Origin of the sequence: Sphingobium sp. OAS761 (assembly GCF_024168485.1) — a bacterium.
Taxonomy (GTDB): domain Bacteria; phylum Pseudomonadota; class Alphaproteobacteria; order Sphingomonadales; family Sphingomonadaceae; genus Sphingobium.
In genome coordinates this window covers 57,633-73,768 of sequence record NZ_JALJVY010000006.1, presented here as the reverse complement: position 1 = coordinate 73,768, position 16,136 = coordinate 57,633, and the positions used below count along the sequence as shown (strand labels likewise).

Annotated in this window: 16 protein-coding genes; 14 read left to right on the top strand and 2 right to left on the bottom strand. The window is 64.7% G+C overall.

The features are described from left to right. Positions 1–25 precede the first annotated feature (25 nt). The 14 genes from J3E64_RS09515 to J3E64_RS09455 all read left to right on the top strand — a co-directional run bounded on the left by J3E64_RS09515 (position 26) and on the right by J3E64_RS09455 (position 14,320). A complete protein-coding gene (locus J3E64_RS09515) occupies positions 26–919 on the top strand; it encodes a LysR family transcriptional regulator (RefSeq protein WP_253342474.1) in 894 nt (297 codons plus the stop codon). Between the two features lie 55 nt (positions 920–974). Further along, positions 975–1,967, top strand: a complete 993-nt coding sequence (gene dgcA, locus J3E64_RS09510; protein ID WP_253342472.1) for an N-acetyl-D-Glu racemase DgcA — start codon at positions 975–977, stop codon at positions 1,965–1,967. A gap of 55 nt (positions 1,968–2,022) precedes the next feature. Further along, positions 2,023–2,286, top strand: coding sequence for a hypothetical protein (locus tag J3E64_RS09505; RefSeq protein WP_253342470.1), 264 nt, complete (start codon positions 2,023–2,025; stop codon positions 2,284–2,286). A 232-nt stretch (positions 2,287–2,518) separates the two neighbouring features. Continuing rightward, complete coding sequence (locus J3E64_RS09500) at positions 2,519–5,710, top strand: family 78 glycoside hydrolase catalytic domain (RefSeq protein WP_253342693.1); 3,192 nt, start codon at positions 2,519–2,521, stop codon at positions 5,708–5,710. Positions 5,711–5,905: 195 nt separating this feature from the next. After that, positions 5,906–6,274, top strand: coding sequence for a hypothetical protein (locus J3E64_RS09495; protein ID WP_253342468.1), 369 nt, complete (start codon positions 5,906–5,908; stop codon positions 6,272–6,274). A 408-nt stretch (positions 6,275–6,682) separates the two neighbouring features. Further along, entirely contained in the window at positions 6,683–7,906 is a 1,224-nt protein-coding gene (locus tag J3E64_RS09490) for a CoA transferase (protein ID WP_253342466.1), read from the top strand. A 90-nt stretch (positions 7,907–7,996) separates the two neighbouring features. After that, positions 7,997–8,773, top strand: coding sequence for an SDR family NAD(P)-dependent oxidoreductase (locus J3E64_RS09485; protein ID WP_253342464.1), 777 nt, complete (start codon positions 7,997–7,999; stop codon positions 8,771–8,773). Between the two features lie 38 nt (positions 8,774–8,811). Beyond that, positions 8,812–10,296 carry an aldehyde dehydrogenase gene (locus tag J3E64_RS09480; protein ID WP_253342462.1) on the top strand — a complete coding sequence of 495 codons (1,485 nt, stop codon included), beginning with the start codon at positions 8,812–8,814 and terminating at the stop codon, positions 10,294–10,296. A gap of 24 nt (positions 10,297–10,320) precedes the next feature. After that, positions 10,321–11,730 carry an FAD-binding protein gene (locus tag J3E64_RS09475; protein ID WP_253342460.1) on the top strand — a complete coding sequence of 470 codons (1,410 nt, stop codon included), beginning with the start codon at positions 10,321–10,323 and terminating at the stop codon, positions 11,728–11,730. Then, positions 11,727–12,488 (top strand): electron transfer flavoprotein subunit beta/FixA family protein, encoded by a 762-nt coding sequence (locus tag J3E64_RS09470; protein ID WP_253342458.1) that lies wholly within the window; start codon positions 11,727–11,729, stop codon positions 12,486–12,488. The genes J3E64_RS09475 and J3E64_RS09470 overlap by 4 nt, the downstream gene beginning before the upstream one ends. Further along, complete coding sequence (locus J3E64_RS09465) at positions 12,485–12,823, top strand: hypothetical protein (RefSeq protein ID WP_253342456.1); 339 nt, start codon at positions 12,485–12,487, stop codon at positions 12,821–12,823. The genes J3E64_RS09470 and J3E64_RS09465 overlap by 4 nt, the downstream gene beginning before the upstream one ends. Positions 12,824–12,889: 66 nt before the next feature. Further along, the gene (locus J3E64_RS09460) at positions 12,890–13,450 is read left to right on the top strand and encodes an electron transfer flavoprotein subunit alpha/FixB family protein (RefSeq protein WP_253342454.1); all 561 of its coding nucleotides are present in this window, start codon (positions 12,890–12,892) and stop codon (positions 13,448–13,450) included. A gap of 24 nt (positions 13,451–13,474) precedes the next feature. Continuing rightward, a complete protein-coding gene (locus J3E64_RS20665) occupies positions 13,475–13,597 on the top strand; it encodes a hypothetical protein (RefSeq protein WP_301287215.1) in 123 nt (40 codons plus the stop codon). Positions 13,598–13,660: 63 nt separating this feature from the next. Beyond that, on the top strand, positions 13,661–14,320 hold the full coding sequence (locus J3E64_RS09455; RefSeq protein ID WP_253342452.1) for a nitroreductase: 660 nt from the start codon (positions 13,661–13,663) through the stop codon (positions 14,318–14,320). A gap of 35 nt (positions 14,321–14,355) precedes the next feature. On the opposite strand, the gene J3E64_RS09450 is transcribed toward J3E64_RS09455, so the two are convergent. Together J3E64_RS09450 and J3E64_RS09445 are read right to left on the bottom strand one after the other, a co-directional pair. After that, complete coding sequence (locus J3E64_RS09450; RefSeq protein ID WP_253342450.1) at positions 14,356–14,775, bottom strand: Zn-ribbon domain-containing OB-fold protein; 420 nt, start codon at positions 14,773–14,775, stop codon at positions 14,356–14,358. Next, a complete protein-coding gene (locus tag J3E64_RS09445) occupies positions 14,772–15,905 on the bottom strand; it encodes a hypothetical protein (protein WP_253342448.1) in 1,134 nt (377 codons plus the stop codon). The genes J3E64_RS09450 and J3E64_RS09445 overlap by 4 nt, the downstream gene beginning before the upstream one ends. Between the last annotated feature and the right edge of the window lie 231 nt (positions 15,906–16,136).

The following is a 16,136-nucleotide window of genomic DNA, read 5'->3' as shown; positions in this document are numbered from 1 at the left end:
CGATTTTCTGAAAGGATGCAGGGCGATGCTCGACCGCTATCTGCTTCGCTATTTCCTGGCGGTCGTGGATCAGGGCAATTTCTCGCGCGCCGCCGCCGCCTGCCACGTGTCGCAGCCGACCCTGTCGGTGGGTATCGCCAAGCTGGAACGGACGCTGGGCCATGCCCTGTTCGTCCGATCCAACCAGCGGGTCGAACTGACGGCCGCGGGCGCCACCTTCCTCGCCCACGCGCGGCGGATCGAGCGCGATTTCAACGTGGCGCTTCAGTCGATGGGCATCGCTGCCGACCTCCCGACGCTGCGCCTCGGCGTGCTGGCGTCGGTTCCCGGCCGGGTCATCGCCACGGGCGTCGCGCAGACCCGGCCGGGCGACACCCACAGGTTCGAATTGGTTTTCGGCAATGAACGTGAACTGGTGGGCCATCTCGCCAAGGGGCGCATCGATCTGGCGCTGACATTGACCGGGCGAGGCGGAGATCGCTTTCTGGAACGGCCGGTGCTGACCGAAGGCTACGCCCTTGCGCTGCCGGCCGATCATGCGCTGGCGGGCGAGGCGGAGATAGGAGCAGAGCAGCTTGCCGACGCGGTGATGATCGTGCGCCGTCATTGCGAAGCTCTGTCGGACACCAGCCGCCATTTCACCGAGCGCGGCGTCCGGCCCCATTTCGCCCTCCGCTCGACCAACGACGAACATGTGCTTCAGATGGTGGGGGCGGGCCTGGGGCTGACCGTCATGCCCGATTGCTACCGGCTTGACGGCGTGGTGCGCCCCCGGCTGACCGGTTTTGCCGCGCGGCGGACGCTCGGATGGGTTGCGGCGCACGGGGCCGAACAATGGCTGGACGCGCCTTTGCCCGTGCGGGACGCGATCGGGGCCGCGTTGCGCGGCGACGGACGCTTGCACGCTCCGGCGGGCTGACGCATGGGACGAAGGCAAATCTATCGAATATCCGTCACGGAGACCGGCTGATCCCATGCGCCGCACATTGACCGCCGCAGGCGAAACCTTCCCTCTTGCCACGCCGTTCCGGATCTCCCGTGGCGTCAAGACGGTGGCCGACGTTGTGACCGTGTCGCTCGAGGAAGGCGGCATTGTCGGCCGCGGCGAATGCGTACCCTATCCCCGCTATGGCGAGAGCATAGCATCGTCCATCACCCAGATCGAAACGGCACGCGCCGCGATCGAGGCGGGCGCGGGACGGCGCGACCTGCTGGACATCCTGCCTGCCGGCGCCGCTCGCAACGCGCTGGATTGCGCGCTGTGGGACCTGGAGCTGCGCCTCGCGGGCAGCGACATCGCCGCTGCCCTGGGATTAGGCAGCCCGTTGCGGCCGATGGCGACCGCCCTGACGGTTGGCCTCGACACGCCCGACGCCATGGCGCGTGCGGCGACCAGGCTGGCCGGTGTCCCGCTCATCAAGGTGAAGGTGGACCGTGCCGATCCCGCCGCCCAGTTGCAGGCGGTTCGCGCCGCGGCGCCGGCGCCGCGGATGATCGTCGACCCTAATGAAAGCTGGACCATGGCCGAGGTCGAGGGCTTGCAAGGCCTGATGGCCCAATTGCGGATCGACCTTCTGGAACAGCCATTGCCCGCGAAGGAAGATAGAGAATTGGCCAGTTTTCGTTCGGTCGTTCCAATCGCCGCCGATGAATCCGTCCATGTTGCGCAGGACCTCGACGACCTGCCCGACGGCTATGGCGTCGTGAACATAAAGCTCGACAAGGCCGGAGGCCTGACTGCCGCACTGGAGCTGGCCTTGGCCGCGCGCGCGCGCGGGTTGGGGATCATGACCGGCTGCATGATCTGTTCGTCCCTGTCCATCGCGCCGGCCTGGGTCATCGCAGCGGACAGCATGTTCGTCGATCTTGACGGACCGCTTTGGCTGTCGCGGGATCGCGCGGGCGGCGTGACCGGAGCAGACGGCTATCTGCACCCCCCCACGCAGGGATTTTGGGGCGGACTTTGACGCGAACCGTGTCTTGGACTTGATTTTCGCGCCTCGCCATGATCTCGCAGACGGCATGACACAGAAATCCGGCACCGTGATCAGCATTCCTTGGGATCAGCCCGCGACCATGATCGATCTTGACGGCAAGGCACCGCTGATCGGCACGGTCCGTGACTGCGCGGTCCACTTCGCGCTCTACAAACCTCACGCGCAGGCGCAAGCCCGCGTGCTGCTGACGCAACCGGTACATCGGGAGGGGCGTCCGACCCGGACCTGGCTTCTGGAACCCGGGGAGATAGCCGCTCTGGTCGCGCGGATGCGCAGCGAGGCGAACTGACCCGCCACCATATGCGCGTCCTTGCCGGATCCGTCCCGCGTTGCGAGGGTCCGAGCGGTTGATGCATGCTTCGTCAGGGCTTTGATAAATATCGGCCCGCTGTCGCCTATGCGTTCTCGATTTTGCGCTCGGGATAAATCATACGATATCGTATTATTATTTGTCCTGATCGCTGCTATGCTGCAATCCAATGGCAATGAAGCATCCGAACGGGAGAGAGTGCGTGAACGATATGCGTATGCGCCGCAGGGACGTAATGAAGGCAAGCGCAGTTGCCATCACCAGCATGGCCGCCAATGGCCGGCTCGCGGCAGCAGAAGCAGCCGGGTTCAGCATCGTCGACCTGCAGGTATGCGGCGTTTCTGCCCCGCTGGCGCTAGGTAACCGGCAGCCGCGCCTTTCCTGGAAGCTGATGAGCGGCGACGGTGATTTCATGCAGGGCGCCTACCGCATCATGGTGGCGCGGTCCCAGGAGGATTTGGCCGCAGGGCGCAATCTGGTCTGGGACAGCGGACGGGTCGAGTCCGCCAGCACCTTCGACATTCCCTTTGGCGGTCCGGCCGCGCCGTCACGCGCGCGTTTCTGGTGGTCGGTCGAGGCGTGGGACGCTCAGGGCAAGCGTAGTGCGCGCAGTCGCCCGGCGATGTGGGAGACCGGCCTTTTCGATACGGCCGACTGGTCCGCTCAATGGCTGGCGAGCGAGGATATGGAAGCCGCGCTGGACCGGCAGGCGGGGTTGCACTGGATCGACGGGACGGACCGCATCCCGGCCGACGGCACGCGCTTTTACCGGACGGCGTTGACCGCGGCCCGAGGGGAGAGCGGCGTGCTGTTGCTGAGCTGTCCGGGATTGAAGGCGGTCTGGCTGAACGGCAAAGAAGTACAAACGGACGATGCCGACCCGGTAAGGTGGACCACCATGGCGACCTATCGCCTGCCGCTTCGGCCGGGGCGCAATGTGATCGGCGTGTCGCAGGGCCGCTACGTCAGTTATAATATGCCAGGATCGCTGCTGGCCGCCATCATCCGTATCACCGACGCGCGGGGGAACAGCCGCCGTCTCACCAGCGCTGCCGGGTGGAAGGCCAGCGCGACCGCCCCCGACGGCTGGGCAGCGCCCGGCTTTGACGACAGCGCCTGGGCCGCGACGGTAGCGGCGAAGAGGAAGCCGGTGGGCGAACCCTGGCCGGCCTATCCCGCCATGCATTTGCGGCGCGGGTTCGACGCTGCCAAGCCCGTGCAGAGCGCCCGTCTCTATGCCACGGCGCTGGGCTGCTACGAACCTTGGCTGAATGGCGAGAAGATCGGTGACCGGCGGATGGCGCCGGAATCGACCGATACCAGCAAGCGTATCCTCTATCAGGCCTATGACGTCACCGGCCTGGTGAAGCCGGGCCGCAACATGTTGGGTCTTTGGGTCGGGGACGGCTGGTATGGCAGCGAGTTCTCGGAGGGCGCGCGCTTCGTCTTCGGTCCCGCGCCCTGCCGCGTTCTGGCGCAACTGGAACTGACCTATGCCGATGGATCGACGGAGGTGATCGGCACGGGCGATGGCTGGACCACCGCGCCATCGGCGATCCTGTCGTCGGAAATCTATGACGGGGAAGTCTATGATGCGCGGCGCGAGCGCAGCGGCTGGGCACAGCCGGACACATCGGAAGAGGGCTGGCGCGCGGCCGCGCGCGCGGCCGCGCCCGACATCCCGGTCGAACCGCAGGTCGCGCCGCCCATCCGCGTCACTCGGACCATTGCGCCGGTCGCCATTACCCAGCCCAGGCCGGACGTCCATGTCGTCGATTTCGGCCAGAATTTCGCCGGATGGGCGCGGCTGCGGACGCAGGGCGCAGCGGGCACGAAGGTCGAGATGCGCTTTGCGGAGATATTGCTGCCCAGCGGCGAGGTCGACCAGTCCAACCTGCGCACCGCCTTCGCCCGCGATACCTATATATTGAAGGGGGAGGGTGAGGAGGTTTGGGAGCCGCGCTTCACCTATCACGGCTTTCGCTATGTCGAGCTGCACGGCCTGCCCCATGCGCCGACACAGGAGACGCTGACCGGGCTGGTTGGCCATAACGACCTGCCCGTTACCGGTGCCTTCCGTGTGGGCGATCCGGTAATCGCCAAATTCTGGCGCAATTCGACCTGGAGCCAGCGCTCCAACTTCTTCGGCCTGCCCACCGATTGCCCGCAGCGCGACGAGCGGTTGGGATGGATGGGCGATGCCGCGGTTTTCTGGCCCGCCGCTGCCTATAATATGGATGTAGACGCCTATACGCGCCGCTTCATGCAGGATGTGCGATACGGCCAGACCAAGGCGGGTGGCTTTCCGGACGTGATCCCGCCCTTCATGCCCAACAGCCAGAGCAGCTCTCCCGGCTGGGCCGATGCGGGGGTCATCCTGCCCCACACCGCGTGGATGCACTATGGCGACACCGGCATCATCGCCGAGAATTGGGAGGCCATGGACCGCTACATGGCCTATATTTTGGAGCGTAACCCGGCGCATCTCTGGAAGAAGTCGCGGGGATCGGACTATGCCGACTGGCTGGCGGTGGACGCCAAGCAGCCCGGCGATGCCACCACGCCCAAGGATTTGATCGGCACTGCCTTCTGGGCGGCGGATGCGCGGATGATGGCCGACATGGCGGCCGCGATCGGCAAGACGGCGGACGCAGATCGCTATCGCGCGCTGTTCGGCGCGATCCGCGACGCCTTCCTCAAGGAATATGTGCAGCCCGACGGCCAGATCGGCAATGGCAGCCAGACCAGCTATATCCTGCCGATCCGCTTCGACCTTCTGCCGGCGCAACTGCGGATGGAGGCCGGACGCAGGCTGGCCGCCAATATCGCGGCGCGGGGCGGCAAGCTGTCGACCGGCTTCCTGGGCACGCCCCATATCCTCGACGCGCTGGCCGATACAGGGCAGCAGGAAACGGCGGTGGCGCTCTTGCTCCAGCGCTCCTATCCCAGTTGGGGCTATATGGTCGAAAAGGGCGCTACCACCATGTGGGAACGCTGGAACAGCGACGGCGAAGACCGGACGATGAACAGCTTCAACCATTATGCCTTTGGTGCGATCACCGATTTTCTGTTTCGCCGGGTCGCGGGCATCGCCCCGATCGATCCGGGGTTCCGGCGGGTGCGCGTGGCGCCTGTCTTCGACCGCCGCATTGGGCAGGGCGGCGCGGACTATGCTTCGATCGCGGGCCTCATCAAGACCGACTGGCACTATGAGGGCGATCAGCTGATCCTGTCGGTGGACCTGCCGCCCAATGTGCAGGGTGAGGTGGTGTTGCCGGGCGCGCGCCGTCAGATCCGCATGAACCGCAGACCCGTGGCGGCATCGCGTCGGGTGACGGAGGAAAAGGGCGTGACCCGGATCGTCGTCGGGTCGGGGCAATATCAGTTCACGGTCGCGGTATGATCGCTGCCGATCCGGTTGCAAAACCGGGAGAATGAGTGTGCTTCGTTTTTCACACCGCGCAGTGCTGGCATTGGCAACGGCAGGACCGGTCCGGGCACGACCGGGCCTCGCTATCCCGAAGCGCGAGCGCCCGTGGCCGACCTGTTGGGGCAGATAACCCTGGAGGATAAGGTGGCGTAGCTTTGTGCGCTGTGGATGACCAAGTCGAAGATCATCGACCCGGCGACCTACACCTCTTCGCCCGAGAAGGCGGCGACCGCCATTCCGCACGGCATCGGCCAGATATCGCGACTGTCCGACGCGACAGGCTCGACCCGTTTCATGACTGATCCCTACCGCGCGCGGGAGGATACGGTTGCGTTCATGAACACGGTGCAGAAATATGCGGTGGAGCAGACGCGGCTCGGCATCCCGCTGCTATTCCATGAGGAACTGCGCACGGACTGGAGGCACAGGATGCTACCAATTGCCCTGCCCCCCCGGCGTTTGGCAGCACCCAGGCCCTTGATCTGGTCGAACAGGTCTTTACCGTCGCCGCGCGGCAGGCGCGGATACGCGGCGTGACCGTCGGCCTCAAGGATTGCTCTTCAATTGGGCATGTCCCTGCTGAACGAAACATGTTCGCGCCTTGTCCACAATAGCCGCCAACATCCATCCCCCGAGCGGGGAGAACGCCGACTTTGCGGCCCTTAGCCAACATGCTCTGTCGGCAGAATTGACGCCGCCGACGCGAGCCGCCGCGTGCTCCAAGGCCCCATTTCGTCCCCCGGCCTGTGGATCGCTGCGCGGCGGCCGAACGGCGAGCCATCCGTCGGCGACCTCCCATAACGCACCATTTCCCTGATTCACGCTCGCATATTTGTTGAGCGTCATCGGGGTTTACGTTTGTATGGATATACGTATAACCATTCATATGCGCGGGGCTGATGGTTGACTGCCATCAAGTCAGTGTTGAGAGGATGGAGCGTACAGGTGACAGAAGGCAGGGGAGCTTTGGCGGGTCTGCGGGTGCTGGATTTCACCCAGTCACTGGCGGGGCCCTATGGGACACAGATACTCGCCGATCTCGGCGCGGAGGTCCTAAAGGTCGAGGTTGTGGGGATCGGGGACGCCACGCGCGGGGCCGGCCCTTATCATCCGAGCGACACGGAAAAACGCCACGCCGGCTATTTTCACAGCGTCAATCGTAACAAGCACAGTATCGCACTCAACCTCAAGGACCCGGCGAGTCACGAAATCGTGTTCGATCTGATCCAGCAATATGACGTTGTGATCGAAAATTTCCGCGCCGGGACCATGGAGAAACTCGGCCTGTCCTATGAGATACTCAAGGAGCGGAAGCCCGGCCTCATCTACGCGGCTTTGCGCGGTTTCGGTGATCCACGCTCGGGCAACAGTCCCTATGTCAACTGGCCCTCGCTCGACGTGGTGGCACAGGCGATGGGGGGAATCAACGCCGTGACCGGATCCGATCCGGCGATCCCTACCAAGGTGGGGCCGGGCATCGGCGACATCATTCCAGGCATGTTTCTGGCCATCGGTACGTTGGCTGCGGTGGTCCATCGCGACCGCACCGGCGAAGGCCAGTTTCTGGACGTGGCGATGGTCGATTCGATCCTCGCCATCAGCGAGCGCATCGTCTACCAGCGCTCCTTCGGCAATGTCATTGCCGGAGGCGTTGGCAACCATCAACCTTTCATGGCCCCGTTCGGCATCTATCCCGCGAGCGACGGCTTCGCCGCCATAGCCGTGTCCAACCAGACCTATTTCGCCACTTTGTGCCGGGCGCTGGACGCTGACGACCTTCTGGCCGACGAGAGGTTCAGCACGCCCGACGGGAGACGGATCTATCGCGACGAGCTGATCGCCGCGCTCTCGGTGCATACATCGCGCTTCACCAAGGCTGAACTCATGCAGCGGCTGGGCGGCGTTGTACCTTTCGGTCCGGTCTATAATATGGCCGAGATCGCCAAAGACCCTCATTTCGCTGTCCGCAACATGCTGCCGGAAATTGAGATAGAGGGTCTGTCGGAGCCGCTCTCGATCGCAGGTGTGCCGATCAAGATGATGGGAACGCCCTGCGATGTGCGTCATCCCGGACCTGACCTTGGTGCGGATACCGACGCTGTCCTGCGGGCGGCGGGGCGTACCCCCGAACAGATTCGCGAACTGCGCGCTCGGGGCGTCGTCGGCTGAAAGAGGCGCGCTCAAGAGCGCGACTGAGTCCCCGGGCGACGGAGCCAGTTCAGAGGCGATATCGCAGATTATGAGAATTAGGAGAGCGTGATGGACAAGGACCTCGATTTCACCGGTAAGACCGTTCTCGTCACCGGTTCCGGCCGCAACATCGGCAAGGCGATCATTTTGGAATTCGCCGCACGCGGCGCCAATGTCGTCATCAATACCCGTTCGAACCGGGAGGAGGCCGAGGGTGTACTGCGCGAAGCTGAGGCGCTGGGCGCCAAGGGTATCGTCGTGCTGGGCGATGCCGGACAGAAAGAGACGGTAGAGGAGCTAAAGCTCCGCGCCGAAGAGGCATTCGGCCGTGTCGACATCTACGTCGCCAATGCCGCGCGCCGCCTGCACAAGGATTTCTGGGACACCACAGACGAGGATTGGCACCGCCACCTCAACCAGCAGCTGACCGGCGCCTGGTATCTCGCCAAGGCGTTCGCGCCTGCGATGCGCGAAGCGGGCTATGGCCGCATCATCCACATGAACGGGCCAGACGGCTACCATGGCGGCTTCACCCGCGTGCCCCATTCGACCGCTAAGGGCGGCATCCGCGTTTTCACCAAGTCGCTGGCCGAGGGGCTGAGCGAATATGGCATCACCGTCAACGACATCAATCCGGGCGTTGCCGCAACCGAGCGGGATCTGACCACCCATCCCCAGTTCGCCGACAAGGATTTCGTCGCGTCGATCGTCAAGGACATCCCGATCCGCCGTCACACCGAGCCGAGCGAAATCGCGTTCGCCTGTGCGTTTCTGGCCTCGCCCCGCTCCGCTGCCATAACCGGATCGGTCATCCATCTTGACGGCGGCAAGAACATGTTCGGTTGACCTGACCGGGGAACAGAACAAATGCAGGAGAGCGTGGCATGAACCAGCAGGATTTTGCCGATATCCGTAAACAATGGGCAAGCGATGCGGGGCCGGTCGTCGATATGCTGATCGACGGGAATCTGGTGCAGGCGTCGGATGGGCGCGCATTCGCCTGCACCGATCCCTATAGCGGTCAGGACTGGGGACAGGTGCCGCTTGCGACCGAGCAGGATGTGGACCGCGCGGTCAGGGCAGCGCACCGCGCGTTCGAAGAGGGCGTCTGGCGGCGCAAGCCCGCGGCACAGCGGGTTGCCGTCCTGCGCAGGTTCGCCGACCTCATAGAAGCCAATGCCCGTGACATCGGCCTCACGGCGGTGCGGGAGAATGGCAAGCTATTCTCCGAAATGTATTATGGCGTCTTGGCCTTCGCGGAGGATTGCCGCTTCTTCGGCACGCTCGCCGAAACGGTCCACGGCTATACGATCGACATGCCGATGCCGGGCTACAGCGCCTGGACCCGGCGCGAGCCGATCGGCGTCGTCGCCGCGATCACCCCCTGGAACACGCCGCTCAACCTGTTGGGATGGAAGCTGTTTCCTGCCCTCGCGACAGGCAATTCAGTCATCGTCAAGCCTTCGGAATTCACGCCCGTCTCCACCCTGCTGGTGGCGAAGCTCGCTATCGAGGCGGGCATTCCTGCCGGTGTCCTCAACGTTGTGACCGGCGCCGGAGAGGTCGGCAACTGGCTGATCTCTCATGCACTGGTCGACAAGATCGGCTTCACCGGATCAGGCGCCACAGGCGCGAAGATCGCGAAGGTCGCGGCCGAGCGGCATGCGCGCGTGTCGTTGGAACTGGGCGGCAAGTCGCCCAACATCGTGTTCGAGGATGCCGACATCGACGAGATGTTGAAGTGGACGGTCCTCAGCCTCTTTGCGACTGCCGGGCAGGCCTGCAATGCGGGCTCGCGTATCCTGGTGCAGCGCAGCATCCATGACCGGTTTGTCGAGCAGTTGGCCGCGACGGCCAGAAATGTGCGCTGGGGCGACCCGCTCGATCCCGAAACGCAGATGGGACCGCTGTCCAACCGGCCCCAGCTCGCCAAGGTCTCGGCCTATTTCGACTGCGCGCGCGAAGAGGGGCTGTCGGTGGTCGCAGGTGGCGGACGGCCCGACCATCCCGGCTTCTTCGTTCAGCCGACCATCTATGCCGATGCCAAGCCTGATTCGCGCCTGATCCTAGAAGAGATTTTCGGGCCCGTCGCAGTGGTCATCCCTTTCGAAGACGAGGCCGAGGCAATCCGCATCGCCAACGATACCCGCTTTGGCCTGGCAGCAGGTGTATGGACCCGCGACCTCGCCCGCGCGCACCGCATGATCGAGGCAGTGCGGGCCGGCACAGTCTGGGTCAACACCTATCGCGTGGGCACCCACGCCATCCCCTTCGGCGGCTTCAAGGCGAGCGGCATTGGCCGGGAAACCGGCATCGAGGCCCTCGAGGCCTTCACGGAGGTGAAGAGCGTCTGGGTCAATCACGGTTAAAATGAAACAGACGGGAGAGTGAGCATGGCGCAGGGCGAAACATTCGATCTGGTCATCGTGGGATGCGGGGCAGCCGGCCTGTCGGCAGCGGTGAGCTTTGCCGAGGCGGAGCAGAAGGAAGGGCGCTCGCCCCGGATCGCTGTGCTGGAGGCCGCGCCCCAGGACGAGCGCGGCGGCGCGACCCGCTGGACCACCGCAGGCCTGCGCGGCACGATCAAGGACGGGCTCGACCCCTTCTGGGTGGGCCTGGCGGCGCAGCTGTCCAAGGGGCTGGCCGATGCCGACATCTGCTCGACCCTGGAGCGAGAGACCCGCGACAGCCTCACCTTCCTGACCGATCATGGCGTCGAACTGATCGAGCATAGATCGCCGATCGCGGCGACCATGCAGGGCATGATCAGCCTGCCCAACGGCGGCGGCCATGCGATCGTCGAGAATCTCGCCCGGTGCTTCGAGGCGACAGGCATGGGGTCGATATATTATGAGACCGAGGCGGTGCGGCTCACCCTGTCCGACGCGGGCCGCGTGGCGGGCGTCGTGGTGCGCGGACCCGACGGCCTGCTCAAGACACTGCATGCCCCGTCCGTCATTCTCGCCTGCGGCGGGTTCGAGGGCAATGCCGAGATGCTGACCCAATATGTTGGGCCCAAAGCCTGCGATCTCCGGCTCATCGCACCGGGCATCAAATATAATCGCGGCGCGGGCATCCGCATGGCGATGGACATCGGCGCGGGCACCGCCGGCCAGTTCGATGGCATCCATGCCGAGGCGGTGGATAGCCGTACCGATCGCGCCGATGCCGTGATCTATGGCTGTCCCTATGGTATCCTGGTCAATGCCGAAGGCCAGCGCTTCTTCGACGAAGGGCGCGACACGATGGACGCGACCTTCGAACTCATCGGCTACGAAATCTGGCGCAACCAGAACCAGGCCGCCTTCTTCATCGGCGATCGCCATGTTCACGATCACCCGCATCTGCTGGCGCTGTTCGACACCGACCAGCCGCCGATCGAAGCCGACACGATCGAGGAGCTCGCACTGCAGCTGGGCATCGAGCCGGACGCGCTGGTCGCGACGATCGATTCCTATAATGGAGCGGTTCAGCCCGGCGAGTTCGATCCCGCCCGGCTCGACGGCAAATGCACCGTCGGCATCGAGCCGCCCAAATCCAACTGGGCCTATCCCCTCGATCGCGCGCCCTTCTTCGCCTACCCGCTGACCACCGCCATCACCTTCACCTATGGCGGGATCAAGACCGACACGCAGGGGCGCGTCCTGACCGGAACCGGCACGCCGATCCCGGGCCTCTATGCCGCCGGCGAGATCGCAGGGCTCTTCTATCATGAATATCCCGCCGCCACATCGGTGCTGCGCGCCATCACCTTCGGCCGCATCGCCGGTGCGGGTATCAGCCGATCACGGGCGAACGCGTGAAGATCGCCGTCTGCATCAAGATGATGACCGGGGCGGCGGTGGATGCCGCCGACGCCTTCCAGCGCGTCGGCCGCACCCTCCCCTCGGTCCTGCCCGCGTTCGACACCCATGCGGTGGAAGAGGCGCTGCGCATCCGTGAACGGCTGGGCGGCGAGGTCGTGCTGGTCTCGATCGGCGCGCGCGAGGGGCTAGGCGGCCTGCGCCAGGCGCTGGGCATGGGCGCGGACCGCGCCATCCTTCTGTCCGATCCCGCGCTGGCGGATGCCGACACGGCCGGGATCAGCCGCGTGCTCGCCGCATTGCTGCAACAGGAGGCGCCGGACCTCACGCTCTTCAGCCCTTGGAGCGGCGACATTGACGGCGCGCTGCTCGTGGCGATGACGGCCGCCCGCCTGGGCCTGCCGGCGCTGGGGCAACTGCGCTCGCTCGACATTGCCGATGGCCGCGCCAGCGGCGTGCGCCAGGCGGAGGCGGGCAATCATGCCCTCTCCTGCGCCCTGCCCTGCCTGGTAGAGGTCAATGACTCGATCAACAAGCCGCGCAGCGTTTCGCTCAAGGGACGGGCGCAGGCCAATGCAAAGCCCGTGAAGCTGATCACGCTGGCCGACCTGTTCGGGGATGCGGCGCCCGTCCTGTCGCAGACGCAGATCACCGATATCGCGCCTGCGCCGGTCACGCGCGATCCGCGCCTCGTATCCGACAAGGAGGCGGCGACCGAACTTATCGCATTGCTGCGTGACCACAGGATTTTGGCATGAAAGCGCTCATCCCAATCGAATTGACCGACGGCGGCCCGTCACCGGACTCGCTGGGCGTCTTGGAACGGCTGGCGGGGCAGGGTCTGGAAAGCTGGGCGCTCGTCTGCGGCTCGTCCATACAGGAGGTCGCGCAGGCGGTTGCGTGCCATCGCTGCGCCGGCGTCCTGGTTGCCGAAAGCGAAAGCTTTGCAACGCTCGCGCCCGAACGACGCGCCGCGCTGATCGGCGATCTGATCGCACAGCGCGGCTTTGCGGCCGTCGCGCTCGCAACATCCGTCCTCGCGACCGAACTTGCCGCGCAGGTTGCTGTCCGCTTTGACGCCTCGGTTCAATGAGGGCTCACCTCCATTGAGCAGGATGGCGACAGCCTGCGCGCTATCCGGGCGACCCATGGCGACGCCATGCGCACGACCGCGACCTGGACATCCGCGCTGGCGGTTGCGCTCTTCCGCCCGCATGAATGCGCACCGGCCGAGCCGGGCACGCAGATGGCGCCGATCGAGGCAGTCGCCTTGGCTGCAACCGACCTGCCCGAGCGCGTGGCCATCGAACTGCTCCCCGGCGCCGACACCGGCGCCGCCGCACTCGATACCGCCGATATCATCGTGTCGGGCGGGCGCGGTCTGCGCAGCGCGGACGAACTCGATCTGGTGCGCGATCTGGCCGATGCGCTGGGCGGTACGGTCGGCGTCTCCCTCCCGCTGGTGGACATGGGTTGGGCACCTCGCGCAATGCAGGTGGGACAAACCGGCACGGTGGTCAGCCCCCGCCTCTACATCGCCTGCGGCATATCGGGTCAGATTCAGCACAAGATCGGGATCGAGAAATCGGGCCTCATCGTCGCTATCAACACTGACAAGGACGCGCCGATCATGTCCTTCTGCGATCTGGGGATCGTGGGCGATTTGCGCACACTCCTGCCCAAATTGGCGGCGGAGGTTCGCGCGGCGCGCACGGCCTGATTGGCCGAGAAGGGAGAGGATGCTATGAGCCTGGCAAAGACGGCCATTGTCGGGGTCGGCGCGACCGAACAGGGAGGGATCCCCGGCGAGGCCGCCAGCGAGATCGCGGTTCGCGCGGGCATCGCCCACCAAGGCGGACGCGGGTAATCGTCAAGGCTGATTCGACGCGCGGCTCCACGAGATCTTTGAGAGGAGGAGGCGACATTGAACGTGAGCGAGGCGGTGGCCGCGCGGCGATCCGTCCGGGCGTTTCTGCCGACACCAGTCGCGAGGAACATTGTCGAGAAGATACTCGATCAGGCGCGCTTCTCTCCGTCGGGCGGCAATGTCCAGCCATGGAATGCCGTGGTCGTCGCGGGCGAACCGTTGCAACAGCTGCTCCGCAAGGTCGCCGACGGGATCGCGGCTGGTCGTACTGATTCGGAATATGCCAGCTATCCTGATGCCCTGCCCGACCCGTGGATGGCGCGTCGGCGGCAGAATGCAGCCGAACTCTACGGCACGCTGGGCATCGGCCGGGAAAACAGGGAAGCGCGGCATGCGCAGACGGCCCGAAACTGGATCGGCTTCGACGCGCCCTGCATCATGTTCTGCCACATTCCGCGTTTCATGGGCGTCGCCCAATGGGCCGACCTTGGAATCTGGTTGCAGACGGTGATGTTGCTTATGGAAGAGGCGGGCCTATCGACCTGCGCGCAGGGCGCATGGTCACATGGCGGCGTCACCGTGCGCGAAGCATTGGGGATCGCGGACGACCATGTCCTCGCCTGTGGACTTGCCATCGGCTACGCAGACCCGGATGCGATCGTCAATAGGCTGCGCACCAGCAGAGCGCCGTTGGAGGAGACGGTTCGGTTCCTGGGCATGTGAACGACCGCCACCCTTTTGCCATGCATCGGGAGCGCTCAGGCGGCGACCAGTTCCCAGGCGGGGAGTGTGAAGCGATCGGTGCAATCGACGAACCGTGCGCGAACCTTCGCCCCGACGGCCAAACCGTCGCGCGGTCCAAGGATGCGACCGGTGTAACGCACTCCGTCCGCATTCTCTACGATGGCGACGACGTAGGGCAGCTCGTCCTTGAAACCGGGATGGAAAGCGCGATGATAGGTTGCAAAGCTCCAGACCGTGCCCTCCTGCGATACATCGACCCAGTTCGCCCCCTGTTCGAGGCATGTCGGGCAAATCTCCAGCGCCGGATAGCGATAGGATTTGCAGGCGGTGCACTGCTGCGCGGTCAGGCGGCGGTCTCGGGCGGCCGTCCAGAACGGCGCCATGGCAGGATCGTCCAGGTCGGGCACCGGCTTGCTATAGGCTGTTTCTGTCATCCCTTATGCGTCGAGATGATCGACGCCCCTCCTTTGAACCAGGTTTGAGTGGACAGGTACATGGCGATTTCCGCGCCCGATACCTGCCGTTCGGGGCCGGCGACCCCGCGCAGCTGGCGCACCGCCTCGACGATGTGCATCCAGCCCCACATATAGCATTCGGACAGCTGACCGCCGTTGGTGTTGAGCGGCAGGCTGCCACCGGGAAGCGTATGCCCTTCCGCCAGCCATTTGCCGCCTTCGCCGAGCGGCGCGAAACCGAAATGCTCGATCATCTGGAGCACCCAGAAGGCTGTCGGGTCCTGGATGTAGAGCAGGTCGATGTCGGACTGGGTCATGCCGGTCGAATTCCAGATCTGCTGCGACGCAAGGCCAAGAAATTCGCGGTCGAGATAGCTGGGCGTGAACTCACCCCGGATCTGCGACGCTTCCGACATGCCAAGGATATAGACCGGTTTGTTCGGAAAATCCCCCGCCCGCTCCGCGCTGGTCAGGATCAGAGCGACGCCGCCATCGGAAATCATGGTGAGATCGGGGCGGCGCAGCGGCTCGATCAGATAATCCATCGCCAGATAGTCCGCCATCGACATGGGATCCCGGAACAGGGCGACGGGGTTGCGCCGCGCCCATTCGCGCGCGCCCACGGCGATATAACCGAATTCCTCATCGGTCATGCCGTAGAGCGACTTGTAACGCTGAAGCGCGAGCGCGGCTGGACCGCCGACATGCATGAGCCCCGACGCGCCAGCCAAGGTGGGCGCGGTAAAGCCGAACGGAAATTTTGCAGTGCGGGCATTGGCCCCATAGCAGAGCGCCACGGTATCCGCCATGCCGGTCACGATCGCCTGAACCGCAAGGTGGATCGAGAAATTGCAGGTGCCGTAATCGAGCGTCTGCGCGTAACGAGGATTGATTCCCAGCAGAGGCCCGACCTGGCAATCGGTGTTCGTGCCCTGGACAGACTTGCAGGTTATCAAGCCGTCGAGAGCGGAGCGGTCGATACCCGCATCTCTCATGGCCTCCTTGATCGCCAGCACTGAATTGAGTTCGGGCGACTGGCCCGGCAACTCACCCTGCGCGGTGTGGCCTATGCCCACGATCGCGACCTTGCCTCTAATGTCCTTATCCATGCTTCCCTTCCACCGAACGGAAGGCAACCCACCGCCCTGCTATCTTCGCCCGCGCTGGCCGCAGGGCTGTTCAATTGTACTTACATAATACGGCGATGATCTGCACCATGTCGGGAGGCACGGCAACAGTTGCCACGCAGTGAATGTCTGTACGCGAGTTGTCTTTCCCACACCGGGACCTGCCCAGAACCCGTTGCAGCGAGCGATCATGACAGATGCATCTGTAGAGAA